25 protein-coding genes are annotated in these 24,771 nt (G+C 51.5%); 12 read left to right on the forward strand and 13 right to left on the reverse strand.

All coding sequences use genetic code 11. The annotated features are described in order from the left end of the window. Positions 1–4: 4 nt before the first annotated feature. The gene (gene yjeH / locus OGV71_RS18565; protein WP_003025460.1) at positions 5–1,270 is read right to left on the reverse strand and encodes an L-methionine/branched-chain amino acid transporter; all 1,266 of its coding nucleotides are present in this window, start codon (positions 1,268–1,270) and stop codon (positions 5–7) included. Between the two features lie 275 nt (positions 1,271–1,545). Between yjeH and OGV71_RS18570 the strand changes: the two genes are divergently transcribed. From OGV71_RS18570 to OGV71_RS18580, 3 genes are all read left to right on the forward strand, one after another. Continuing rightward, positions 1,546–1,839 carry a co-chaperone GroES gene (locus OGV71_RS18570; protein ID WP_000027827.1) on the forward strand — a complete coding sequence of 98 codons (294 nt, stop codon included), beginning with the start codon at positions 1,546–1,548 and terminating at the stop codon, positions 1,837–1,839. Positions 1,840–1,882: 43 nt separating this feature from the next. Then, a complete protein-coding gene (gene groL, locus OGV71_RS18575) occupies positions 1,883–3,529 on the forward strand; it encodes a chaperonin GroEL (RefSeq protein ID WP_003025464.1) in 1,647 nt (548 codons plus the stop codon). A gap of 252 nt (positions 3,530–3,781) precedes the next feature. After that, entirely contained in the window at positions 3,782–4,135 is a 354-nt protein-coding gene (locus OGV71_RS18580) for a DUF4156 domain-containing protein (protein WP_003025468.1), read from the forward strand. 179 nt (positions 4,136–4,314) lie between these two features. Here OGV71_RS18580 and yjeJ read toward each other — a convergent pair whose 3' ends face one another. Continuing rightward, positions 4,315–5,178, reverse strand: a complete 864-nt coding sequence (gene yjeJ, locus OGV71_RS18585) for a YjeJ family protein (RefSeq protein WP_204584227.1) — start codon at positions 5,176–5,178, stop codon at positions 4,315–4,317. Between the two features lie 184 nt (positions 5,179–5,362). Further along, complete coding sequence (epmB, locus tag OGV71_RS18590; RefSeq protein ID WP_204584225.1) at positions 5,363–6,391, reverse strand: EF-P beta-lysylation protein EpmB; 1,029 nt, start codon at positions 6,389–6,391, stop codon at positions 5,363–5,365. 41 nt (positions 6,392–6,432) lie between these two features. Here epmB and efp point away from each other — a divergent pair, with 41 nt between their 5' ends. The 3 genes from efp to ecnB all read left to right on the forward strand — a co-directional run bounded on the left by efp (position 6,433) and on the right by ecnB (position 7,445). After that, entirely contained in the window at positions 6,433–6,999 is a 567-nt protein-coding gene (efp, locus tag OGV71_RS18595) for an elongation factor P (RefSeq protein WP_003025478.1), read from the forward strand. 57 nt (positions 7,000–7,056) lie between these two features. Beyond that, complete coding sequence (gene ecnA, locus OGV71_RS18600; protein ID WP_003830568.1) at positions 7,057–7,191, forward strand: lipoprotein antitoxin entericidin A; 135 nt, start codon at positions 7,057–7,059, stop codon at positions 7,189–7,191. A 107-nt stretch (positions 7,192–7,298) separates the two neighbouring features. Further along, entirely contained in the window at positions 7,299–7,445 is a 147-nt protein-coding gene (gene ecnB / locus OGV71_RS18605; protein WP_003025482.1) for a lipoprotein toxin entericidin B, read from the forward strand. Between the two features lie 30 nt (positions 7,446–7,475). On the opposite strand, the gene OGV71_RS18610 is transcribed toward ecnB, so the two are convergent. Then, a complete protein-coding gene (locus tag OGV71_RS18610) occupies positions 7,476–8,075 on the reverse strand; it encodes a helix-turn-helix transcriptional regulator (protein WP_003025485.1) in 600 nt (199 codons plus the stop codon). 256 nt (positions 8,076–8,331) lie between these two features. Here OGV71_RS18610 and sugE point away from each other — a divergent pair, with 256 nt between their 5' ends. After that, a complete protein-coding gene (gene sugE / locus OGV71_RS18615; RefSeq protein ID WP_000118520.1) occupies positions 8,332–8,649 on the forward strand; it encodes a quaternary ammonium compound efflux SMR transporter SugE in 318 nt (105 codons plus the stop codon). Here sugE and OGV71_RS18620 read toward each other — a convergent pair. Together OGV71_RS18620 and OGV71_RS18625 are read right to left on the reverse strand one after the other, a co-directional pair. Next, positions 8,646–9,179 carry a lipocalin family protein gene (locus OGV71_RS18620; RefSeq protein WP_003025522.1) on the reverse strand — a complete coding sequence of 178 codons (534 nt, stop codon included), beginning with the start codon at positions 9,177–9,179 and terminating at the stop codon, positions 8,646–8,648. The two genes, sugE and OGV71_RS18620, sit on opposite strands and share 4 nt — an antisense overlap. A 92-nt stretch (positions 9,180–9,271) precedes the next feature. Beyond that, on the reverse strand, positions 9,272–10,417 hold the full coding sequence (locus OGV71_RS18625) for a class C beta-lactamase CMY-128 (protein WP_063859772.1): 1,146 nt from the start codon (positions 10,415–10,417) through the stop codon (positions 9,272–9,274). 131 nt (positions 10,418–10,548) lie between these two features. On the opposite strand from OGV71_RS18625, the gene ampR reads away from it, so the two are divergent. Then, complete coding sequence (gene ampR / locus OGV71_RS18630) at positions 10,549–11,424, forward strand: LysR family transcriptional regulator AmpR (protein ID WP_003025533.1); 876 nt, start codon at positions 10,549–10,551, stop codon at positions 11,422–11,424. Between the two features lie 41 nt (positions 11,425–11,465). Here ampR and frdD read toward each other — a convergent pair whose 3' ends face one another. From frdD to frdA, 4 genes are read right to left on the reverse strand one after another with little or no spacing between them, the layout of a single operon-like run. Next, positions 11,466–11,822 carry a fumarate reductase subunit FrdD gene (frdD, locus tag OGV71_RS18635; protein ID WP_003025535.1) on the reverse strand — a complete coding sequence of 119 codons (357 nt, stop codon included), beginning with the start codon at positions 11,820–11,822 and terminating at the stop codon, positions 11,466–11,468. Between the two features lie 10 nt (positions 11,823–11,832). Next, positions 11,833–12,228, reverse strand: a complete 396-nt coding sequence (gene frdC / locus OGV71_RS18640) for a fumarate reductase subunit FrdC (RefSeq protein WP_003025537.1) — start codon at positions 12,226–12,228, stop codon at positions 11,833–11,835. 10 nt (positions 12,229–12,238) lie between these two features. Beyond that, complete coding sequence (frdB, locus tag OGV71_RS18645; protein ID WP_003025540.1) at positions 12,239–12,973, reverse strand: fumarate reductase iron-sulfur protein; 735 nt, start codon at positions 12,971–12,973, stop codon at positions 12,239–12,241. After that, a complete protein-coding gene (gene frdA / locus OGV71_RS18650) occupies positions 12,966–14,756 on the reverse strand; it encodes a fumarate reductase (quinol) flavoprotein subunit (RefSeq protein ID WP_003025543.1) in 1,791 nt (596 codons plus the stop codon). The genes frdB and frdA overlap by 8 nt, the downstream gene beginning before the upstream one ends. A 324-nt stretch (positions 14,757–15,080) precedes the next feature. On the opposite strand from frdA, the gene epmA reads away from it, so the two are divergent. The 4 genes from epmA to OGV71_RS18670 all read left to right on the forward strand — a co-directional run bounded on the left by epmA (position 15,081) and on the right by OGV71_RS18670 (position 19,157). Further along, the gene (gene epmA, locus OGV71_RS18655) at positions 15,081–16,058 is read left to right on the forward strand and encodes an elongation factor P--(R)-beta-lysine ligase (protein ID WP_003830517.1); all 978 of its coding nucleotides are present in this window, start codon (positions 15,081–15,083) and stop codon (positions 16,056–16,058) included. Between the two features lie 215 nt (positions 16,059–16,273). Continuing rightward, complete coding sequence (gene yjeM / locus OGV71_RS18660; RefSeq protein ID WP_286533826.1) at positions 16,274–17,776, forward strand: glutamate/gamma-aminobutyrate family transporter YjeM; 1,503 nt, start codon at positions 16,274–16,276, stop codon at positions 17,774–17,776. Between the two features lie 352 nt (positions 17,777–18,128). Continuing rightward, positions 18,129–18,842 carry a hypothetical protein gene (locus OGV71_RS18665; protein WP_032948365.1) on the forward strand — a complete coding sequence of 238 codons (714 nt, stop codon included), beginning with the start codon at positions 18,129–18,131 and terminating at the stop codon, positions 18,840–18,842. Continuing rightward, positions 18,843–19,157, forward strand: a complete 315-nt coding sequence (locus OGV71_RS18670; RefSeq protein ID WP_003025555.1) for a YjeO family protein — start codon at positions 18,843–18,845, stop codon at positions 19,155–19,157. 89 nt (positions 19,158–19,246) lie between these two features. On the opposite strand, the gene mscM is transcribed toward OGV71_RS18670, so the two are convergent. The 3 genes from mscM to rsgA form a co-directional block, all read right to left on the reverse strand. After that, positions 19,247–22,561, reverse strand: coding sequence for a miniconductance mechanosensitive channel MscM (gene mscM / locus OGV71_RS18675; protein WP_071696484.1), 3,315 nt, complete (start codon positions 22,559–22,561; stop codon positions 19,247–19,249). 17 nt (positions 22,562–22,578) lie between these two features. Beyond that, positions 22,579–23,547, reverse strand: a complete 969-nt coding sequence (gene asd, locus OGV71_RS18680) for an archaetidylserine decarboxylase (protein WP_003844975.1) — start codon at positions 23,545–23,547, stop codon at positions 22,579–22,581. A 92-nt stretch (positions 23,548–23,639) separates the two neighbouring features. Continuing rightward, a complete protein-coding gene (gene rsgA / locus OGV71_RS18685) occupies positions 23,640–24,692 on the reverse strand; it encodes a small ribosomal subunit biogenesis GTPase RsgA (protein WP_003025561.1) in 1,053 nt (350 codons plus the stop codon). Positions 24,693–24,771: the final 79 nt, after the last annotated feature.

Below are 24,771 nucleotides of genomic sequence, written 5' to 3' on the forward strand. Positions count from 1 at the left end.
GTGTTTATAGGCCGGATGATGGCGTCAACGTTGCCTTATCCGGCCTGCGGGGTAAAAACAGCCACAGCCCTGCCAGCATAATCAACGCGTACAAACTCTTCCAGCCGACCATTGCCAGTAGTAGTAGGCACAGCAGACCACCAATGATCGCCAGTGCGCGGTAATGCCCTTTCAGTAATCGACAACCCGCCAACATGCACAGCAAATAAATCATAATAAAGATGCCGTTGGCGTAGACGATTAACGCATCGAGATTGATTTGCAGCATATAGATACACAGAGTACTGACTACGCAGCAGCCTAAGACGGCGTTTAGCGCATTGCGCGGAAGGTGGCGGGGGGACAGGCGAGCCAGATAACTCTCAGGCTTATACTGCGCTTGCGACCAGACCAGTCGAGCGAAACTTTGAATATAAATGTTGAGGCTGGCAAAACAGGCCAAATAACCAATGATGCAGGCGACCCACAGTGCCTGTACACCAAACAGTTGCACGACGATTTCTGGCAGCGATGCTGCGGCGGCCATTTGCTCGCCGTAGGCACCAAAATGGAGAACGACGACGGTGCATGCCCAATAAACAGATCCAGCCAGCAGCAGGCCAATCATCAGCGCGCGTGGGAAGTCTCGTTCCGGATTTTTGAATTCAGACGCCAGGTGAGCAAACGCTTCGAGGCCAACAAAACACCAGAACATCACCGACAGCGCGGCGAACAGACCGGGGAGTTCAATATCGCTAATTGCAGGGAAGGGGATTTCGCCTGGTTTCAGATCGCCCGCCCACCAGATAGCAACAATGAGGGCAACAATCAGTCCGGCAATGACCGTTTGCAGATTAGCGCTTGAGCTTGCGCCGCGGGAGCCGATGTACCAAACCAATGCCAGCGTACCCAGCTCAGCCAGCAGAAGCTGCTCGTCATGCCAGCCAAACATCGCCTGACCGAATCCGGCGGCGATGTGCAATGCCGCAGGCAAGCCGACAGGAATGACCGACAAAAATAGCCATCCGGTGACGCGCTCCAGTCGTGAACCAAAGGCCATGCCGACAAAATGCGCCACACCGCCTGCGCTGGGGAAATGACGACCCAGTACGGCGAAGACAATTGCCACCGGAAAGACCAAAACAATCAGCACCGGCCAGGCCCACAGGCTGTTATTGCCAGCCACCAGCGCAGCCAGCGCGGGGACGGCGAAAACGCCTGTACCTAACAATGATGTCGACAACAGGCCAACGCCCTGAGCCAGTCCCAGCTCTTGTTTCAGTCCGCTCATAAGTGGTTATCCGATTATGCCCATTGACCGGGCTACAACGCAGATTTTTGATGGTATCACAATCGGATTTGCTTATGACGACGTGACTGAAATCGTTATGGAATGTGAGGCAGGTCGGCATTTTGACGGGATTTTCTGCTGATAAAAAATTTTTTTCGCTTGCCCCCTTGAAGGCACAAAACCCCATCCCCATCTCTCTGGTCACTAGCCGGGAAACCGTTTACGGGCCGGCGTCACCCATAACTGATAAAGACTTTCTCAAAGGAGAGCTATCAATGAGTATTCGTCCGTTACATGATCGTGTGATCGTCAAACGTAAAGAAGTTGAATCCAAATCTGCTGGCGGCATCGTACTGACTGGTTCTGCAGCAGGTAAATCAACTCGTGGCGAAATCATCGCTGTCGGTAAGGGTCGCATCCTGGACAACGGTACCGTACAGCCGCTGGACGTGAAAGTCGGCGATATCGTTATTTTCAACGATGGCTACGGTGTTAAATCTGAGAAGATCGACAATGAAGAAGTGTTGATCATGTCTGAAAGCGACATCCTGGCAATTGTTGAAGCCTAATCCGCGAACGACACTGAACATACGAATTTAAGGGAAAGAGAAAATGGCAGCTAAAGACGTAAAATTCGGTAACGACGCTCGTGTGAAAATGCTGCGCGGCGTAAACGTACTGGCAGATGCAGTGAAAGTTACCCTCGGTCCAAAAGGCCGTAACGTAGTTCTGGATAAATCTTTCGGTGCACCGACCATCACTAAAGATGGTGTTTCCGTAGCACGTGAAATCGAACTGGAAGACAAGTTCGAAAACATGGGTGCGCAGATGGTGAAAGAAGTTGCCTCTAAAGCGAACGACGCTGCAGGTGACGGTACCACCACCGCAACCGTACTGGCTCAGTCCATCATCACTGAAGGTCTGAAAGCCGTTGCTGCGGGCATGAACCCGATGGATCTGAAACGTGGTATCGACAAAGCTGTCGCTGCTGCTGTTGAAGAACTGAAAGCACTGTCCGTACCGTGCTCCGACTCTAAAGCTATTGCTCAGGTTGGTACCATCTCCGCTAACTCCGACGAAACCGTAGGTAAACTGATCGCTGAAGCGATGGACAAAGTCGGTAAAGAAGGCGTGATCACCGTTGAAGACGGTACCGGTCTGCAGGACGAACTGGACGTGGTTGAAGGTATGCAGTTCGACCGTGGCTACCTGTCTCCTTACTTCATCAACAAGCCGGAAACTGGCGCAGTAGAACTGGAAAGCCCGTTCATCCTGCTGGCTGACAAGAAAATCTCCAACATCCGCGAAATGCTGCCGGTTCTGGAAGCTGTAGCGAAAGCAGGCAAACCGCTGCTGATCATCGCTGAAGATGTTGAAGGCGAAGCGCTGGCGACTCTGGTTGTTAACACCATGCGCGGTATCGTGAAAGTCGCTGCGGTTAAAGCACCTGGCTTCGGCGATCGTCGTAAAGCAATGCTGCAGGATATCGCTACCCTGACCGGTGGTACCGTTATCTCTGAAGAGATCGGTATGGAGCTGGAAAAAGCAACTCTGGAAGATCTGGGTCAGGCGAAACGCGTTGTTATCAACAAAGATACCACCACCATCATCGATGGCGTGGGCGACGAAGCTGCAATCCAAGGTCGCGTGACTCAGATTCGCCAGCAGATCGAAGAAGCAACTTCCGACTATGACCGTGAAAAACTGCAGGAGCGCGTAGCGAAACTGGCAGGCGGCGTTGCGGTTATCAAAGTTGGTGCTGCGACTGAAGTTGAAATGAAAGAGAAGAAAGCCCGCGTTGAAGATGCCCTGCACGCTACCCGTGCTGCGGTAGAAGAAGGCGTGGTTGCTGGTGGTGGCGTTGCGCTGATTCGCGTAGCGTCTAAAATTGCCGGCCTGAAAGGTCAGAACGAAGACCAGAACGTAGGTATCAAAGTTGCGCTGCGCGCAATGGAATCTCCACTGCGTCAAATCGTACTGAACTGCGGCGAAGAGCCGTCTGTAGTGGCTAACACCGTGAAAGCTGGTGACGGTAACTACGGTTACAACGCTGCAACTGAAGAATACGGCAACATGATCGACATGGGTATCCTGGATCCAACTAAAGTAACTCGTTCTGCTCTGCAGTACGCGGCTTCTGTTGCGGGTCTGATGATCACCACCGAGTGCATGGTTACCGACCTGCCGAAAGGCGATGCGCCTGACTTAGGTGCTGCTGGTGGTATGGGCGGCATGGGTGGTATGGGCGGCATGATGTAATTGCCCACACCCTGCATCCTTCAGGCTGCAGATGCGTTGGCTGCGTTTGCTAACCCCAGTCACTTACTTGAGTAAGCTCCTGGGGATTAACAAACTGGCCGCCTTCCTGCAACCAGAATGATTTGGGTGCTCATCTCCCAGAATTGAGAAACCCTCGGGCAGAAATGTCCGGGGGTTTTTCTTTTGGTCATCTTTTTAGTATATGATTCAGCTACGGACATAACGTCCAACTAATTGATCATGGGGAATGACATGCACGTGAAATATTTAGCAGGGATCGTTGGTGCCGCGCTACTGATGGCGGGTTGTAGCTCCAGCAACGAACTGAGTTCAGCCGGGCAAAGCGTACGCTTTGTCGAAGACAAGCCTGGCGCAGAGTGCCAACTGATAGGCACGGCAACCGGTAAGCAAAGCAACTGGCTTTCTGGCCAGCACGGCGAAGAGGGCGGCTCAATGCGTGGCGCAGCAAACGATCTGCGTAACCAGGCTGCGGCAATGGGCGGTAATGTGATTTATGGCGTCAGCAGCCCATCGCAGGGAATGCTGTCCAGCTTTGTTCCTACCGCCAGTGAGATGATTGGGCAGGTTTATAAGTGCCCTAACTGATTACACTTCATCCTTCAACCAGCCTCTTTGTTGGCTGCGCTGTGAAACCCCAGTCACATAGTTATCTATGCTCCTGGGGATTTTCTTCGCTTGCCGCCGCGATGCAGATTGAATGATTTTGTGTAATAAAGTGGCCTGGACAGGCTCATGCAATCGTAGGCCTGATAAGCGCAGCGCCATCAGGCATTCTGAGTCTTATGCGCAGACTGAACGCGTAAATGATGCAGCGCGCGCAGGCACTGATCCTGATTGAGCTTTTGCGTCTTATCACCCGTCAACGTTCTGACAAACACCTGGCACGGCACGCCGGCAAGTTTTTTCAGCCGTGGGCTGAAATCAAGAAGACGACGGGTAATGGCTTCGGCCTCTTTACTGCCGGAAGCAGCGCGAGTTTTTACTACCGAACCACAGTATTGGGATTTTCCTTTATCATCCGTATAGCGGTAAATAATCGCCAGATAATGATTAAACAGGTTATGTTTCCATTCGGGTTGTGTATAAGAGTCGTATTCCAGATTGTCGTTTTGCTGGCAATCCACATCGTACAGCGGCAGGAAATCCAGCAGCGATGTAATTCGTAGCGCTAAATCCCGCATGCCAGCATTATTTATTGTATGAATAATTGCATGCGCCAACACCTGAATCTGTAATTCATTAACCAGTAATTCATCTGTTTTCCCGTCATGCAACGTCAGAGAAAATGCTAAGTTCTCCCCTTTATCATCCACTAACGTCAGTGAATTTATGCGACGGTTAATATCCGCATTTTTTAGCTCATCTTCCTGAATTAACGGAATATTTTCGTGCATCTTTTTGCTGGCTTTGTCACGTTCTTTTTCATATTGCAAACGTGCGTCTTCGCTAAGCTGGTGCTTCTTATAGAGCCTGCTCTCGAGCGCGATAAGCAGATCTCTTAGCCCAAGCGGAGAGAGAAAAAACAGCGACTCTTTATTTCTTGGTTCTTTAATCTTCAATGCCAAAGCAACAAATTCATTCTTCTGACGAATAACACCGGTATTAATACCTTTAATACTTATAGCCATCAAAGGTTCTCCCTAACCATATATTTATTGAAAATCTAGATTTGACTTTATTTATGTTTTTTGCAAATAACTAATTGCGCGCTGCGAGTTAAAATAGCACATATTAAAAGTGCGGCTCCACCTGCAGGGATATTAAATAATCGTGATCGATAGCGAGTGTCCGGAATCGGACACTCAATAATGGTTATTGTTGGCGTAACTGCAGGTCCAACGGCGTTTTACTTGGCTCTCCACCAATTTCACGCGCCAGTTTGGGGACCATGTAACCGGAAACCAGTGTCAGCAGTTCACGCATAATGTGACGCGCTTCATCATCGCTGACCATAAAGTGGGCGGCACCCTGTACTTTATCCAGCACGTGCAGGTAATAGGGCATCACACCGGCATCAAATAGTGCGTTGCTAAGGTTAGCCAGGGTTTGTGCGTTATCGTTCACGCCACGCAGCAATACGCTTTGGTTGAGTAGCGTAACGCCCACGGCGCGCAGACTACCCATCGCCTGGCGAAACGTCTCATCAACTTCATTGGCATGGTTAATGTGATTGACCAGCAGAATCTGCAGAGAGGAGCGCGCAAAACGTTCGACCAGTCCTTCGGTAATGCGCGCAGGAATCACTATCGGCAAACGGCTGTGAATACGCAGGCGTTTAATGTGCGGAATGGCTTCCAGTTGCGTGAGCAACCAGTCCAGTTCGTGGTCTTTGGCCATTAACGGATCGCCACCAGAGAAGATGATTTCATCCAGCTCAGGATGCGCGGTAATGTAGTCGAGAGCGACCTGCCAGTTGCGCTTATTGCCTTGGTTTTCGGCATATGGGAAGTGTCGACGGAAGCAATAGCGACAATTCACCGCACAACCGCCTTTGACCAGCAACAGTGCCCGATTGCGATATTTATGCAGCAGACCGGGAACCACACTGTGCTGTTCTTCCAGCGGATCGGTTGAGTAGCCTGGCGCGGCAACAAACTCTTCCTGGGAGGTAAGTACCTGACGCAAAAGCGGATCGTCCGGGTTACCTTTCTGCATGCGGGCAATAAACGCGCGCGGCACGCGCAGGGCGAAAAGCCGTCTCGCATCGCGTCCGGCCAACAGTTTTTCATCTGCGTCTATATTCAAAAGATGCAGAAGTTCATCGGGATCGGTCACAACATCGGCAAGTTGCGATAACCAATCTTCTCTGGATGGGGTATTTAGGGTTACAATATGCGCCATTTTGTGGCTTAGCTACCAGTTAACAATTTTCAGAGGGCCTTATGGCAACGTACTATAGCAACGATTTTCGTGCTGGTCTTAAAATCATGTTGGACGGCGAACCTTATGCGGTTGAAGCCAGCGAATTCGTTAAACCAGGTAAAGGCCAGGCGTTTGCGCGCGTTAAGCTGCGTCGCCTGCTGACCGGTACTCGCGTAGAGAAAACCTTCAAGTCTACTGACTCCGCTGAAGGCGCAGACGTAGCCGACATGAACCTGACTTTCCTGTATAGCGACGGTGAGTTCTGGCACTTTATGAATAACACCACTTTCGAACAGCTGGCTGCTGACGAGAAAGCGGTAGGCGATAACGCTAAATGGCTGCTGGACCAGGCTGAATGTATCGTGACCCTGTGGAACGGTCAGCCGATCTCCGTAACTCCGCCGAACTTCGTTGAGCTGGAAGTTGTTGAAACCGACCCAGGTCTGAAGGGCGATACCGCTGGTACTGGCGGCAAACCGGCTACCCTGTCTACCGGCGCAGTCGTTAAAGTTCCGCTGTTCGTACAGATCGGCGAAGTGATCAAAGTGGATACCCGCTCCGGCGAATACGTTTCTCGCGTAAAATAAGTCTTCCATTTGATCTTATGGCGCAGGTTGCTGCGCCATACTTTTTCCAGGGCAGGAATGATGAAACGTCTTCTCGGTCTTGTAATGCTACTCCTTTTCACCAGCACCCTCCTGACGGGATGCAATACCGCGCGCGGCTTCGGTGAAGACATCAAACATCTTGGCAATTCAATCTCTCACGCTGCCAGCTAATCCTTTCATATAGTCTTAAAAACGATTGTTTATCCATCACACTCCCAGATCTTGTCTATTATTAAGTAGCTATACACAAACAATATTGGCTAGAAAAGGAAGACGTTATGGTTAAGAAGACAATTGCTGCGATCTTTTCTGTGTTGGTACTTTCTTCCGTTTTAACCGCGTGTAATACCACACGAGGCGTAGGACAGGATATTTCTGAAGGCGGTAGCGCCATTTCTGGTGCAGCGACAAAAGCTCAGCAATAATGAAGAACGGTACGACGTCGTGTCGTACCGTTAATCTCCCTTCCCTGGGAGTGACAGAAACGGCGAGAAGCGGTTCCCCAGGTGCAGTTTCATACGGATATTCCGCTTATAGGTGTAGACCGTTTTGCCATGAATACTGAGTGCGGCGGCAATGGCATTGTTACTCACACCATCCATCCACATTGATAATACTTTCTCCTCCTGCGGCGTAAGCAAAGGCGTGGCGTTTTTGGGTATTTCTAATGCGGGGCGAACCTGAAGTGCTTCCTGAATTGTGTGGGAGAGTGTGTTCAGCGTGGTGTGCTTGGTCAAGACCGAATGGGCGACGGATTGAGAGGGCGCGATGGGGGCATGCTGTCTATCTGCTGATTGCAGTAAAATCAGTGGGATGACGCCACAACTCATAAAAAAAGGGTTAATTGGCGGACTGGAGTGCGTCTCGCTAATAAAACTGTATAAATCCGCGATCACCAGATGCGGTTTCCATTGCAAAATATGCTCTTTTGCTAACAGGAGATTATTGATTCCTGATACCAGAAATGAAGAGCTGAACCTGCCAGAATGATTAAGCAAGGCCTCTATCCCTGTGCGGGTAAAGTGGCACCGGTCAATCACTAAAATTTTAAGCATAAACGTTTCGCATTCAGAAGAGGGGCAATCGACTTTCCGGTTTCAGAAAGCCCTTCATCATAGAGAACTCCGATGAGTGCCAAATGCGGGAACTACGCCGCTAATTATGCTTAATTCTTGCTTTTAGCAGGCAGTGAATAAAAAGGTTGAAATTCATTTTCTTCCGGGCAAAAATGCCATTTCACACATCAGTTTTGTAGGACGACCTGCAAACGCTTCTTTCACCGGGGACGGCCCCATTGTTCTGGAGCCTGATATGTCCTGGATCGTTTTATTAATTGCAGGTTTGCTCGAAGTCGTCTGGGCGATTGGCCTGAAATATACCCACGGTTTTACGCGTCTTACGCCAAGCATTATCACTATTGCGGCGATGATCGTTAGTATTGCCATGCTCTCCTGGGCAATGCGCACATTACCTGTAGGAACCGCTTATGCGGTCTGGACCGGCATTGGCGCCGTAGGGGCGGCCATTACAGGGATTTTGCTGCTGGGTGAATCTGCCAGTCCGGCACGTTTGCTGAGCCTTGGGCTGATCGTTGCTGGCATTATTGGTCTGAAGCTGAGCACTCACTAAGCGCCAGGCTGTTTCACCCAAATCAGCTTATTCACCTCAAACCCTTCCCGGGTCGCGATGGCTAACATTTGCTGTTTCATTTCATCTGAAATAGTTGGAGTCCGTGAAAGGATCCACAGGTAGTCGCGATCCGGACCACAAACCAGCGCGTGACGATATTCCCGGTCGAGTGCAATTACGTTATACCCACCATAGAAGGGGCCGAAGAATGATACTTTAAGCGCGGCCGTGCTTGGGTCGCCGGTGAAATAGGCTTTCCCTTCCGTTTTCTGCCACATCTCCCTGTCAGGGTTATAGCCCTTGTTAATAACGTTGATGCCGCCGTCGTCGCGCAAGCTGTACGTTGCGGTCACTTTATCCAACCCGCGCTCGAAACGATGGTCGAAGCGCGCAATTTCATACCATGTTCCCAGATAGCGTTTGGCATCAAAGTTATTCACCACGGTAACGCCTTTCGGCGGTGTTGGGGAGCTGCAAGCGACAACCAGGAATGCAGCCGTAACTGCAGCAACGACGGGCAGAATGCGCATAGTGTTTTCCTTACTGTTTTTTGTTAAGTGTAGATGACAGCAGGGAAAAAAGAGCAAGAAAGGAGGTCCGATTTACCGGACCCCTCTGTCAGTTATTGCAGTTTTTCAAGAATGCGCCAGGCCGCCTCGACGCGAGCCGGGTTGGGGTAGCTTTTGTTTGCCAACATTACGATGCCAAGGTTTTTTTCTGGAACGAAGGCAACGTAGCTGCCAAATCCGCCTGTGGATCCTGTTTTATGCACCCATGAGGCTTTCACGGCAGGTGCTGGCGGGTTTACCTCAACGGCGGGAAGCGCTGCCAATGCCACTTTGCTGTCGCTGCCGTTGATGATCGAATCAGCTTTCAGCGGCCAGTTCAGCATCTCCCAGCCTAATCCCTGGTACATATCACCAATACGCCAGTAGCGAGACTGCGCAAGCTCAATGCCCTGCTGGAGCGTTTTCTCCTGAACGAGGCTGGCGTCCATGTTGGCCTGAACCCAGCGGGCCATATCGATAACGCTGGATTTCACGCCATAGGCTTCGGCGTCAAGTTGCCCCGGAGAAACGTGTACAGGCTTCCCTTCGCGATAGCCCCAGGCATAATTTTTTTGTTCGCTTTGCGGAACCGTAATCCAGGTATGCGCCAGTTTTAATGGTTGCAGGACGCGTCTGGTCATTGCCTCTTCGTAGCTCATACCTGAAGGTTTTACTACCAGCGCACCAAACAGACCAATGCTGGAGTTAGCGTAAAGACGCTTAGCGCCCGGAGTCCATTGTGGTTGCCAGTTTTGATAAAAGCGCAGTAATTCGGTTTTATCCGTAACGTCATCGGGGATCTGCAGCGGCAGGCCACCCGCTGTATAGGTGGCTAAGTGCAGCAGGCTGATACCCCGCCACTGTTTGCCTGTCAGTTCTGGCCAGTATTTCGTGACCGGATCGCTGAGCTTAATTTCGCCGCGGGCGATAGCGTCGCCGCCCAACACGCCGTTAAACGTCTTACTGACCGACCCTAGCTCAAACAGCGTTTGCTGCGTGACTGGGTGGTTATTGGCGATATCGGCTTTACCCCAGGTAAAGTAATAAGGTTTCCCCTCGTAGATAATCGCCACGGCCATACCCGGAATAGCCCGCTCCTGCATCAGTGGTGTGATGGTGCGGTTAACGATATCGGCAATTTGTTGTTCTGTTTTTGCGGCAGCAAACGTGGAGAAAGAGGCTGTCAGCAGCAGTGCGCAGCATATCGATTTTTTCATCATGAAATCAGTTCCGTAATTAAAAGCAAAAGGGTGTCCGGGCCCGTCAGACGCAATCAGTGTGTTTGATTTGCACCGTGTTGACAAACGGTTAAATTTAGCAGCAGATATAAGTTTTTCTAACAGGCCGGATGATGACGCGTAGCTATATCCCTCTTAACTCGCTGCGGGCTTTTGAAGCCGCGGCCAGACATCTCAGCTTTACCCGCGCTGCGATTGAGCTCAACGTGACGCATTCTGCCATCAGCCAGCATGTAAAATCGCTGGAGCAGCAGCTGAACTGTCAGCTATTTGTGCGCGGTTCTCGTGGATTAATGTTGACGACTGAAGGGGAAAGTCTGTTACCTGTACTTAATGACTCCTTCGATCGTATGGCGGGGATGTTGGATCGTTTTGCCACTAAACAGACCCAGGAAAAACTTAAAATTGGCGTAGTGGGAACCTTTGCTATCGGCTGTCTTTTCCCGCTTCTGAGCGATTTTAAGCGCAGTTACCCACATATTGATTTGCATATTTCTACCCATAATAATCGCGTGGATCCCGCCGCCGAAGGGCTGGATTATACCATTCGCTACGGTGGGGGAGCCTGGCACGATACCGATGCGCAATATTTATGTAGCGCGCTGATGTCTCCACTGTGTTCGCCAACATTGGCTTCGCAGATTCAAACGCCTGCGGACATCCTGAAATTTCCGTTATTACGATCGTATCGGCGAGATGAATGGGCGCTTTGGATGCAGGCGGCCGGAGAGGCGCCTCCGTCACCGACGCACAATGTGATGGTGTTTGATTCGTCCGTCACCATGCTGGAAGCCGCTCAGGCGGGGATCGGTGTGGCAATTGCGCCAGTCAGAATGTTCACGCATTTACTCAGCAGTGAACGTATCGTTCAGCCGTTTTTAACGCAGATTGATTTGGGAAGCTACTGGATAACGCGTTTGCAATCTCGCCCGGAGACGCCCGCGATGCGTGAATTTTCCCGTTGGTTGACCGGGGTGCTGCACAAATAAAAAGGCCCGCCAATGGCGGGCCTGATAATTAACGCATGTACTTAGATGGTCAGAATACCAATCGCCGTTACAACGGTCAGGATAGCTGCCAGTCCGTAGAATACCCATTTGCCAGCCGGCACGTGGATTTTCAGGTCATGCATCGCGTGGTGCATACGGTGTAAACCACACCACAGCGGCAGAACGATCATCAGGAACAGAAACGCACGTCCGATGAAGCTCTGAGCGAATGCCAGTACGCGTTCATAGCTGAAAGCATCAGGAACAAAGCCCAGCGGCAGCATAATGCCTACCAGCAGGATCATTACCGGCGCAATGATTGCGCTCCACATACCGCCTGCACCAAACAGGCCCCAGAATACGGGTTCGTCAGAGCGTTTTGGATTTGGATTAATCATTCCGGACTCCTTACCAGAACAGGGCAACAAACAGTATGACTACTGTAGCAACCACAGTGACTGCCCAGAGACCTTTGATGATCGGCTCTGGCCCCATTTTTTCGTCTTTTACGATGATGTTGGCTGCTTTTGGTGCCAGCTCAAACCAGGTTTTGGTATGCAGCAGCGCTGCTGCCAGGGCGATAATGTTAAGGATTACCACCACCGGGTTTTGTAAAAAGGCGACAAAGCCCATCCAGGACTCTGCACCATGCTTGAGTGCAAACAGGCCGATAATCAGTTCAATGCTGAACCAGACTGCCGGGACTGCCGTGCCTTCACGCAGCATGTAAAAACGATAAAATGGCAGCTTTTTCCACCAGGTGGACGTCATTGGCCGCACATAGGCTTTACGTTTAGTCGTCATCGTGCACTCCTTAGCGTGGTTTCAGGGTAGCGATAAGAAAGTCTTTTGAACTTTCAACTTTACCCTGCTGAATGGCCGCAGCCGGATCGACGTGTTTCGGGCAGACTTCGGAGCAGTAGCCCACGAAAGTACAGGTCCAGACGCCGTTCGGGCTGTTCAATTGAGCCATACGCTCCTTCTTACCGTGGTCGCGGCTATCTTCGTTGTAACGATGCGCCAGCGTAATCGCAGCCGGTCCAATGAACTCAGGGTTCAGGCCGAACTGCGGGCACGCGGCGTAGCACAGACCACAGTTGATGCAACCGGAGAACTGATGATACTTCGCCATCTGCGCCGGAGTCTGGGTGTTTGGACCCTGATCCGGTGTACGCGGGTTACCGATGATGTACGGTTTGATCGCTTCCAGGCTTTCGATAAAGTGCGTCATGTCGACGACCAGATCGCGCTCAATCGGGAAGTTACCCAGCGCTTCAACCTTCATGCCGTTTGTGTAATCACGCAGGAAGGTTTTGCACGCCAGTTTCGGTACATTGTTGACCATCATGCCGCAGGAGCCGCAGATTGCCATACGGCAGGACCAGCGGTAGCTCAGGTCCGGTGCCAGGTTATCCTTGATGTAGCCCAGCGCATCCAGCAGTGACGTGGTTTCATCATAAGGAACTTCGTAGAAAGCACTGTGCGGCGCGGTATCGGTTTCCGGGTTATAGCGCACCACCTCAACTTTCAGGTTTTTCATCTCAGCCATTCGCCTTCTCCTTCTTATCGGCTGCTTCCGCTTCGCCACCGTAAACACGTTTAGCCGGTGGCAGAGTGGTGATTTTCACGTCGCTGTATTCCAGGCGAGTCGTGCCGTCAGCATCGCGGAAGGCGAGGGTGTGTTTGAGGAAGTTCACGTCGTCACGCTCGGTACAGCCTTCATCCAGACGCTGATGCGCGCCGCGGGATTCTTTACGCGCCAGCGCGGAGTGCGCCATACATTCAGCAACGTTCAGACCGTGACCCAGTTCGATGGTATACAGCAGGTCGGTGTTGAAGACGCTGGAGGTATCAGTGATACGTACGCGCTTGAAGCGTTCCTGCAGTTCCGCCAGCTTATCAACGGTTTTCTGCATGAGTTCCGGCGTACGGTAGATACCGCAACCTTCTTCCATGGAAATACCCATTTCGTCACGGATCTTAGACCAGTTTTCGTTACCTTCCTGGTTAACCAGATCTTTCAAGCGTTTTTCAACGCCAGCAACCTGTGCATCCAGAGCAGCACTGTTTGCAGCGCCAGCCGTTGCAGCGCGTTCCGCAGCTTGTTCACCGGCCATACGACCGAAGACCACCAGTTCCGCCAGAGAGTTGGAGCCCAGACGGTTAGCGCCATGCAGACCAACAGAGGAACATTCGCCGACAGCGAACAGACCTTTAATGCGGGTTTCACAGTGCTGATCGGTTTCGATACCGCCCATGGTGTAGTGTGCGGTCGGACGTACCGGGATCGGTTCTTTAACCGGATCGACACCCACGTAAGCTTTCGCCAGTTCGCAGATGAACGGTAAACGTTCGAGCAGTTTTTTCTCGCCGAGGTGACGCAGGTCCAGGTGAACCACATCGCCACGCGGAGTGGAAATGGTGTTGCCTTTGCGCCATTCGTGCCAGAAAGCCTGAGAAACTTTGTCGCGCGGACCGAGTTCCATGTATTTGTTTTTCGGCTCGCCCAGCGGGGTTTCCGGACCCATGCCGTAGTCTTGCAGATAACGGTAGCCGTTTTTGTTGACCAGGATACCGCCTTCACCACGGCAACCTTCTGTCATCAGGATACCGGAGCCTGGCAGACCCGTCGGGTGATATTGAACGAATTCCATATCACGCAGCGGAACGCCGTGGCTCAGCGCCATGCCCATACCGTCGCCGGTTACGATGCCGCCGTTGGTATTGTAACGGTAAACACGACCAGCGCCGCCCGTTGCCATTACGACTGCGTTAGCACGGATCTGCACCAGCGTGCCTTCCATCATGTTCATGGCAACCAGGCCGCGGGCATGACCCTCGTCCACCAGGATATCCAGAACGAAGTGTTCGTCAAAGCGCTGAATCTGCGGGAACTGCAAAGATGTTTGGAACAGCGTATGCAACATGTGGAAGCCGGTTTTATCTGCGGCAAACCAGGTACGCTCGATTTTCATGCCGCCGAAGCGACGTACGTTGACGCTACCGTCTTCACGACGGCTCCATGGGCAGCCCCATTGTTCCAGTTGCGTCATTTCAGTTGGGCAGTGGTGGACAAAGTAATCCACGACATCCTGCTCACATAGCCAGTCTCCGCCTGCTACCGTATCGTGAAAATGGTAGTCAAAGCTGTCATGATCCTGCGCGACAGCAGCAGAGCCGCCTTCGGCAGCAACGGTATGGCTGCGCATTGGGTACACTTTTGAGATCAGTGCGATTTTAGCGTTGGGATTTGCTTGTGCGGCAGCAATTGCAGCACGTAATCCCGCGCCACCGGCGCCTATAATGGCAAGATCGGCTTGAAAGGTTTGCACGACATTCCTCCAGATTGTTGTTATTTCATCCCCGCCTGAAATCAGATGCTTCATCGGCTTCAAACAGGTTATGAACGCGTTTCCACTGCTCCTTTATAGGTACAATAGTATAGTCTTAGGGATGTGCGGGAAATTTGACGTGTTCGATTTTTTTAGCGTGTCACAGGGGGGAATTATCATTGAATTTGATTAATTTAATTACTAAACCACCCTATGTCGCTTTTTTTATCCAATTGCCAGTGCTGATTACTGCTGCCTGAAATTTGTCTCGTTAGCGCGATACGAGTAGACTTCGTGCCCTTGTCTTAAATCGGAGAAACAACCATGAGCGAAACGGCAACCTGGCAGCCGAGCGCGTCCATCCCCAATCTGTTAAAACGTGCAGCAATTATAGCGGAGATTCGCCGCTTTTTTGCCGATCGTGGCGTGCTTGAGGTTGAGACCCCTTGTATGAGTCAGGCAACGGTAACGGACATCCATCTGTTCCCGTTCGAAACGCGTTTCGTTGGCCCTGGACACTCCCAGGGGATGAATCTCTATTTAATGACCAGCCCTGAATACCATATGAAGCGTCTGCTGGTGGCAGGGTGCGGCCCGGTGTATCAACTGTGCCGCAGCTTCCGTAATGAAGAGATGGGGCGCCATCATAACCCTGAATTCACCATGCTTGAGTGGTATCGTCCGCACTACGATATGTATCGGCTGATGAATGAGGTGGACGATTTGCTTCAGCAGGTGCTGGACTGTTCGCCTGCGGAAAGCCTCTCTTACCAGCAAGCCTTCCAGCGTCATCTGGAGATAGACCCGCTGTCTGCGGATAAAACCCAACTGCGGGAAGTGGCGGCGAAATTGGATCTCAGCAATATCGCCGATACCGAAGAAGACCGGGACACCTTACTGCAGCTGCTGTTTACGATGGGCGTTGAGCCGCATATTGGTAAAGACAAACCGACGTTTGTGTATCATTTCCCTGCTAGCCAGGCATCACTGGCGCAAATCAGTACCGAAGATCACCGCGTGGCTGAACGTTTCGAGGTTTATTACAAAGGTATTGAGCTGGCAAATGGTTTCCATGAATTGACCGACGCGCGCGAGCAGCAGCAACGGTTTGAACAGGATAACCGCAAACGTGCCGCACGTGGTCTGCCGCAGCAACCTATCGATACCAACCTGCTGGAAGCGCTGAAAGTAGGCATGCCGGATTGCTCAGGCGTGGCGCTGGGTGTTGACCGTCTGGTAATGCTGGCGCTGGGCGCAGAGAGCCTGGCCGAGGTTATCGCATTTACCGTCGATCGCGCATAACTTACTCTTCCGCAATACAAAGTGGCGGTTTAATCGCCACTTTGTAGCATATTTTTTCATTTCCCCCTCTAATAGCCACAATTTACACCTGGATATTTGATATCGTTTAGGTATCAATTCTGTGTTGATTTTTTTATCGCTGAACTCTGCAAAGAGAGCAGTGCCAACCGGTGAGCGGCGTTTGCTAAACGCTTGCCAGAGTAAGGGATGGTTTAATGACCCAAACAATAAAAAAGATGAGCCTGCCAGGTCTCATTCTCATGATATTTACGTCAGTTTTCGGTTTTGCTAATAGCCCCTCCGCATTCTATTTAATGGGGTATAGTGCAATACCGTGGTATATATTTTCTGCATTATTATTCTTTATTCCATTTGCTTTAATGATGGCGGAAATGGGTTCTGCCTATCGGAAAGAAGAGGGTGGAATCTATTCGTGGATGAATAATAGCGTTGGACCGCGCTATGCCTTTATCGGCACGTTTATGTGGTTTTCTTCTTATGTGATATGGATGGTAAGTACTGCGGCGAAAGTCTGGGTACCTTTTTCAACCTTCTTGTTTGGCGCAGACATGACGCAGCACTGGCGTATTGCAGGGCTTGAGCCTACGCAGGTTGTCGGGCTGCTCGCCGTCGGCTGGATGATCCTGGTGACCTGCGTGGCATCCCGGGGTATTAATAAGATTGCGCGTATTACGGCAGTAGGCGGAATTGCCGTAATGTGTCTTAATTTAGTTCTGTTGTTAGTGAGTGTCGCTATTTTGTTATTAACTGGTGGCCACTTTGCACAGGATATTAATTTCATCTCCTCACCTAATCCCGGATATCAGTCCGGGCTGGCAATGTTGTCATTTGTTGTGTTTGCCATTTTTGCTTATGGCGGAATTGAAGCTGTAGGGGGACTGGTTGATAAAACAGAAAAACCAGAAAAGAACTTTGCTAAAGGCATTGTTTTTGCCGCTATTGTCATTTCTGTTGGTTATTCACTGGCCATCTTTTTATGGGGCGTTAGCACCAACTGGCAGCAGGTATTAAGCAATAGCTCGGTCAACCTCGGCAATATTACTTATATCCTGATGAAGAGCCTCGGGATGACGTTGGGTAATGCGCTGCATCTTTCCCCTGAGACCGCGATGGTGATGGGCGTATGGTTTGCACGTATTACCGGGCTTTCCATGTTCCTTGCCTATACCGGCGCTTTTTTCACCCTCAGCTACTCACCGCTGAAAGCGATTATTCAGGGCACGCCGAAAGCGTTGTGGCCCGCGCCGATGACCAAACTGAATGCCGTAGGGATGCCGACGACGGCAATGTGGTTACAGTGCCTGCTGGTGAGCCTGTTTATCCTGTTGGTTTCATTTGGTGGCGATACGGCTTCAGCGTTCTATAACAAACTGACGCTGATGGCGAACGTATCCATGACGCTGCCGTATCTGTTCCTGGCGCTGGCGTTTCCGTTCTTTAAAGCCCGTCCGGGTCTGGAAAGACCGTTTGTTGTCTTTAAAACCCGAGCGGCGACGCTGCTGGCAACGGGTGTGGTCGTTCTGGTGGTGACGTTTGCCAACGTGTTCACCATCATCCAGCCAGTAATTGAAGCCCGGGACTGGAACAGTGCCTTGTGGATGACCGGCGGCCCGATCTTCTTCTCGCTGCTGGCGATGGCGATTTATCAGAACTACAGCCGCCGCGTTGACCGTCAGCCGGTTCTGGTGACAGAGTAAATTGGGCCGTGTAGGCCGGATAAGGCAATGCCGCCATCCGGCAATCAGTATCGAATTGCCTGATGGCGCTACGCTTATCAGGCCTACAAGACCCACACTGTAGCCCGGCCTAACGCAGTGACGCCGGGATTTCCCGGTGCGAGTGTTAGCGACGTTATTACTCATACACATCGTCCATAAATAATATGGTATTTATGGACGATAGATTAGTGTTGTAATTATTTTTTAGATAAATGCTATTTACTGTTAATTATATCTTTAATCAATTGCTTTAAATGTTTTTGATATTTTCTGTTTCTCGCTTAATGTAGTATCCAGTGGTTTACTTATCTTTTAAGCTAAGGACAGTGACATGCGTGATTCGGTTATTTTCTGTAAGGTCGACAGCTATGGTTTTCCACATTGGAATGGTGTGGATTTTCTTCGTTGGAAAACTCTTCCAACAAATTGGCGTTTTGATACAGGGACTGCACATTTATGGATATATAAAACAGCATGGTTAGTTTATCATAGAAATATGCTAAAAAAATCGGCTGAGGAAGCCCAAATCCCTCTATTGTTGTTGGCTGGTGTCGCTGCAGCAGAGGTGGGGGGGACGCCAGAAAGATTTAAGTCAGTGGGTGTATTACAAGTCAGACAAATTCTGGAAACTATCTCGCGAAGGGAGGATAAGGCCTTATCTAATGCTACTTCAGTTGGTTCTATCGCAATACAGCTGGGTGTGGCCGCTAGCACGATGGGCATCAGGCCCGATAAGTTGACCTCTTTTGAGCAGTTTCAGCTATCGAATTGTCTGCTGGATAATCGCTTTAATATTCGGGTTGTCGCGTTTCATTTGCGCGATCTTATTATGTTAAGTTACCCTGGGAAAGATACTGCTCATCTTACCGATGAGCAAATTATTATTATTGGCTCAAGATATAATCGTGGTACCCAACGAGAAATTCAAAGCATTACTGATTCTATTTCTGCTCCGGTTGGTACTAAACAGCGTGAATACAGTGAGTATGGGCGGCGAATTATTGAGAAAAAGACAGCAATAATGGAAATTATGCGAGGAGGATGAATGAATTCGAAAGCCATATCGCTGAATGTTATCTGGGGAACAGTAAGTTTCGTTCTGATTATTATTTTCTCTACCCAGGATAAAGAGTGGTTTATCGATGGGCTGGGGGTTAATAATATTTGTGACCTGATGACCTATGTTGAAAGTGATGATATCCGTGATGCTGGTATTATCTTCACGCTCCCGCTTTTTATTCCCTATATCTATGTCATTGCATACAGGAAGCAGCGTAGTTTCTGGCAGTTACTGACGGTGACGGTATTGGTTTGCTTTTGGCTATGGCGCTTCTTCCTGCGATACCAGTTCTGCCTGTAATCCAATAGTCTGGTAGCCCGGCCTAACGTAGTGACGCCGGGATTTCCCCGGCGTCGGTGCTAGCGCCCCTCGTCCGGGCTACTCAGGTATTACAAACTTCCCGCCGGGCGACTGCCTCTGCCCGCAGAACTTAACGTTCTCCCCGTTTGCTTACCGCCGAGGCTCTCCAGACGCATCTGGAACGGTGGGAACGGCATATCAATACCGTGCTCGCGGAAGCCTGCCAGAATCAGTTGGTGGATTTCATGGCGCAGCGGCATGCGATGCCCCATTTCAGCGGCATAAATACGCAGTTCGAAGATTTGAATTCCTTGTTGCAGGTCAACCAGGAAGACTTCTGGCGCCGGGTTATCGATAACCAGCGAGCAACGATGTGCGGCAGTCAGCAGGATCTGCGTAACCTCCTCGCTGTTAGCCTCCGACGGTGCCGGGATGGTTAACACCACACGGGTAACCGAATCGGATAGCGACCAGTTGATAAACTGTTCGGTGATAAAGGCTTTGTTGGGTACGATGATCTCTTTGCGGTCCCAGTCGCTGATAGTGGTGGCACGGGTATTAATTTTCGTCACGCTACCGGTAAGATCGCGAATTGTAACCGTGTCGCCAATGCGGATTGGCTTTTCAAACAGGATAATCAGGCCGGAAATAAAGTTGGCGAAGATCTCCTGCAAACCAAAGCCCAGACCGACACCGAGAGCCGCCACCAACCATTGCAGTTTGGACCACTCAATACCGATCATCGAGAAACCCACCAGGCCGCCAATCAGCATCAGAAGATACTTAGTGATAGTGGTGATGGCGTAACCGGTGCCGGGGGTTAAATCCAGATGTTGCAGTAGCGCCAGCTCCAGCAACGCGGGTAGGTTGCGCACTAGCTGGGTGGTGATGATAAACACCAGAATAGCAATGAGCACCGCGCCCAGCGTTATCGGTTCTAAGCTTTCCACGCCCTGCACCGTGGAGGTGACATCCCACAACGAGATGTTTTCCAGGAAGCCGAAAGCGGAATGAATTTCTGACCATAGCACAATGACCGAGAGCAGGGCGATAAGCATCAGGATAGAACGTACCAGGCGCAGCGATTGCGCGCTGATTGCATCCAGATCCACTTCGCTTTCATCTACATCGATCGTACCTTCAAGGCTGGTGGAATGAGGTGGTTCCTCTTCGCCCCGCGCACGTTGCGCCAGCATTTCGGCGCGTCGATGTTTGGCGCGGTCAAACGCAAGGCGGCGGCGCTGAATTAGCATCCAGCGGCGGATGACGTGATACACCACCAGCAATAAGAACCAAATCGCCACGGATGTTTCCAGGCGTGCCAGCAGGGCTTGCGATGTGGCGAGATAACCCACTGCCGCAGCGAGAATGGCAATCAGCGGCGCGCCCATCAGCATATTCCACAGCATACTATTGACCATGTTATCGCTGTTGCCCTCTTTATCGAGGTACAGCGGTATCCCGGCGCGTTTCAGGCTCAGGGTCACGACCGCCAGCGCACCGCAAATCAGAATAAAGCACAGACGTCCCAGTGAGGCGGAGAATTCTCGGTCATTGAGATTATCAAACATAATCACCGCCATGATCAGCGGGACAATCAGCCCGATGCTCATCAGGTAGTAGTGCATGGCTTTCGCGACGCGGTTACGTGGCCAGCCAAAGTGGGCAATGAACAGACCGTTGGGACGCGCAAAGGTGGCGCAAATCATTACCGCCCATAGCATAGGCACCGTGGCGGTAACGCCATCGCCGATAGCAACAGCCAGCGGGTAAGGCCAGGCTTCCTGCAGCCCGTAACCGAGCGTTGCCCATAACACCGGCAACGGAGAAGCGACGAGTATTGACCAGAATACCGTGCGTATTGTCAGCCAGAAATGGTCCTGGGTGACTTTCCCGACTCGCGCGGACGAGCGTTCAAGGAAACGGGTGAAGTGCTTGCGCGAAGAGAGGCTAAAGCCAACCAGCACCAACGCCGCGAACAGCGGCAATAGTGTTTCTTTGCTGGTCAGCATCATGATGCTGGCTTTACCCAACTGATTAAACGTATCTAATGAGATCAAACGCCGCAGATCCTGAACGATGTCGACAGGCCAGGAGAGCGAAATGGGACTGACGTCTGACGTCCAGAACAGATAGCGGTGCGTTGCTTCGTTGACCTCTTTTAGCGCATCTTCCAGTTGGCTGTTGGAGACTTTGAGCTTGGTCAGCTCAAGGATCAGCGTATCGCCGCCCTGTAACAATGAGTTCAGCAGCTCGCGCTGGGTGCGTAGCTGGGCGTTGAGAATACTGCTCTGTTCAGCGGTCAGCGGTTGCCCATCGGCCTGATGAATCTGACGCAGCTGCGGCTGTTTGTTGAGGAGATCCTCATAGCGCATACGGTGCACGCGAAGCTGCGCCATTTCGGTATCCAACTGCTGGGGCTTCGGCATTTCCGGCAGACGGGATACCTGCGCGCGCAGCGCTTCTCCCAGCATATTTGAAACCCCAAGCCACTGAGACTGCTCTCGCAGCGTATTCAAGGCCTGGCGGACCTGCAGCGTTTGGCTGGCAGCCTGACGCTGCTGCGAGGCGACCAGGTCCATACGTTGCGCCTGCTGGTTCAAAGCCTGAGACAGCTCGCGGTTAACCTTGAACTGATCGACAATACCTTCCGGCAGTCCCGCGCTGTTTTCCGCCAGCAGTTCGGTACTTTCCAGCGCTCGCTCTGCTTCACGCTGGCGCTGACTGTTGAGTTGATTGCGCAAAGCCTGCAGGTAAGTGTCGAGTTGTTGACTCTGCTTTTCCGCCAGTTCGGAGCGCATACGCGCCAGTTCCTGACGGTTATTGGCGGAAAGCTGTGCCAGCTCCAGTTCATCGACCAGGGCTTTAAGTTTGGCGGATTCAGCTTGCATCGCCTGATTCTGCGCGGAATTGCCATTGGAGGTACCAATGCGCCGCTCAAGCTCATTGAGCTGGCGGCGGGCATCGGTTTGCTGTTGAGGAAGCTGGCTTAACGAGTCGGCGATTTCCCGGGCGCGATCCTGCTCCTGCTGGGCCTGACGACTCTTTTCCAGCAGTTGGCTGCTAACCTGGAGGATCTCCTGGTTTAATGCATCGGTAGTGAGTCCGGTTGGCGCATTGCGCGGTTCATCGCGCAGGTTACTAAGCTGTGCGCGTAACGTTGCGGACAGCTTGGGGAAGTTATCAATAACCTGCTGATATTGCTGTGCGCGCTCGAGAGAGCCTTTCCGCTCCTCAAGGGCATTCAGCGCGGACTGGAGCGCCTCGACGGTTTCTGGCTGAGCGGGTTTTGCCGCTTTTGCCTGCTCCAGTTCCTGTGTGAGTTGTTTGGCATCGGGGGCCGTCGCAGCGTACGCCCCCAGGCTGAGGCACCAGGCCATCAGAAAAGTGATAATCAGGCGCACAGCAGCGATTCCTATGTTTAACTTTCGTCTTTTTTGTCGTCAACCAGCGGGCTGGCGTCGTGTTCTGCTTCGATCTCTTCTTTCGCCAGCGGGGCCGGTTCTGTCTCTGGCGTCACGAAAGTCTCGGTCGAGATGGCCATTGGTTGGCCGATTTTGGTCACGGAAAGATCCTGCAACTGCTCAACCAGGTTAACTTTGCCAGGTGCGAACAGGTTGATGACGGTGGAACCGAGCTTAAAGCGGCCCATTTCCTGACCTTTCAACAGCGCCACCGACCCTTCGCTTTCGCCTTCCGGCCAGGTCCAGCGCTTGATGACGCCCTCACGCGGTGGGGTAATGGTGCCAGCCCATGTGGTTTCAATGCTGCCGACGATAGTCGCGCCGACCAGAATCTGCACCATCGGACCAAATTCGGTATCAAACAAACAGATTACGCGTTCGTTGCGGGCAAACAGGTTCGGTACGTTTTGCGCAGTCAGTATGTTTACAGAGAAGAGATCGCCCGGCACATACATCATTTCACGCAGGATACCGTTACACGGCATGTGTACACGGTGGTAATCGCGTGGAGACAAGTAAGTGGTTACAAACGTACCGTTGCGGAATTTGTCCGCCATCTGATAGTTGCCAGCCAGCAGCGCTTCAAGGGTATAGCTGTGCCCTTTAGCCTGCAGCAATTTGTCTTCTTCGATGTTGCCTAACTGGTTGATCACGCCGTCAGCGGGCATGACCAGTACGTTTGGATCTGTATTAATCGGGCGAGCATCGTCGCGCAGCGGGCGAACAAAGAAGTCGTTAAAGGTGCGATAGCTGGCTGTGTCCGGCTTTTGCGCCTCTTTCATATCGACCTTGTAATATTTCACGAACAGATCGATAACCAATTTGGTCAGCCATCCCGCTCGTTTGCTCGCACCCCAACCCGCCAGGCGAGTGAGCCATAGTTTCGGCAGAATGTATTGTAGCGAAAGCTTAAATGAGTTTAACAAGGTAGCCTCCAGGCCATAATTTGTTCCCGATCCGGCATGTGGGCCGGATCCTGAAAAAAGGGGGACGATTCTAGCGATGCTTAGCTTAGTTGTCAGTTGTCTGTATCAGAAAAGTTTTTACGCGTTTTTACCTGCGCCATGCTTTCCAGGATGCGGTGATAATTTTCAAACCGGGTTTCGGCTATGGCCCCTTTTTCTACAGCCTCACGGATAGCGCAGCCTGGATCGGTATCATGCTTGCAGTCGCGGTATTTGCAATGGCCCAGGTAGTCATGAAATTCGACAAAGCCATGCGTGATTTGTTCCGGCTCCAGATGCCACAGTCCGAACTCACGTACGCCAGGGGAGTCGATAACGTCGCCGCCGTGCGGGAAGTGATACAGGCGAGAGGCCGTGGTAGTGTGCTGTCCAAGACCGGAGTTGTCGGAGACATCGTTGGTCAGGATCTCTTCCTGCAGGCCGAGAAGATTATTGAGCAGGCTGGATTTACCTACGCCCGACTGACCGGCAAAAATGCTGATGCGATCGGTTAATGCTTCTTCAAGCGGTTTCAGGCCGTCTTTAGTGCGGCTGGATACCATCAACACCCGATAGCCAATGTCGCGATAGATATCCATCTGTTCGTTAACGAAGGCCATGCCTTCATCATCCAGCAGATCGATCTTATTCAGTACGATAATTGGTTCAACATGTAGCGTTTCGCAGGCTACCAGATATCGGTCGATAATATTGAGTGACAGCTCGGGTAAGATGGCTGAGACAATAACGATCTGGTCGATGTTGGCGGCAATAGGTTTTACCCCGTCGTAAAAGTCGGGACGTGTCAGTACCGAGGTACGATCGTGTACCGCTTCAACGATACCTTTGACATTCACGCCTTCAGCCGCCGCTTTACCCGGGCGCCAGACTACGCGATCGCCAGTAACCAGCGAGCGAATTGTACGGCGGATGTTGCATCGGTGAATTTCACCGTCAGCAGACTCTACGTCGGCATGCATGCCAAAACGGCTGATAACGATGCCTTCAGCGGTTTCGCCAAACAGGTTGTCGTCGTAGTCGGGCTTCTCCGTGGACGTTTTAAGACGACGCTGGTGATTGGCGTTCACACGGCGCTGTTGGCCTTTGGAGAGTTTATTCTTACTCAATCGGACTGGCTCCTGGTCGCCCATGATGGGCAAAACATTTATGATACACACAATTTTAGATCAATGTAGTCACACTGAA

Source organism: Citrobacter sp. Cf088, assembly GCF_030334295.1.
GTDB lineage: Bacteria > Pseudomonadota > Gammaproteobacteria > Enterobacterales > Enterobacteriaceae > Citrobacter > Citrobacter freundii.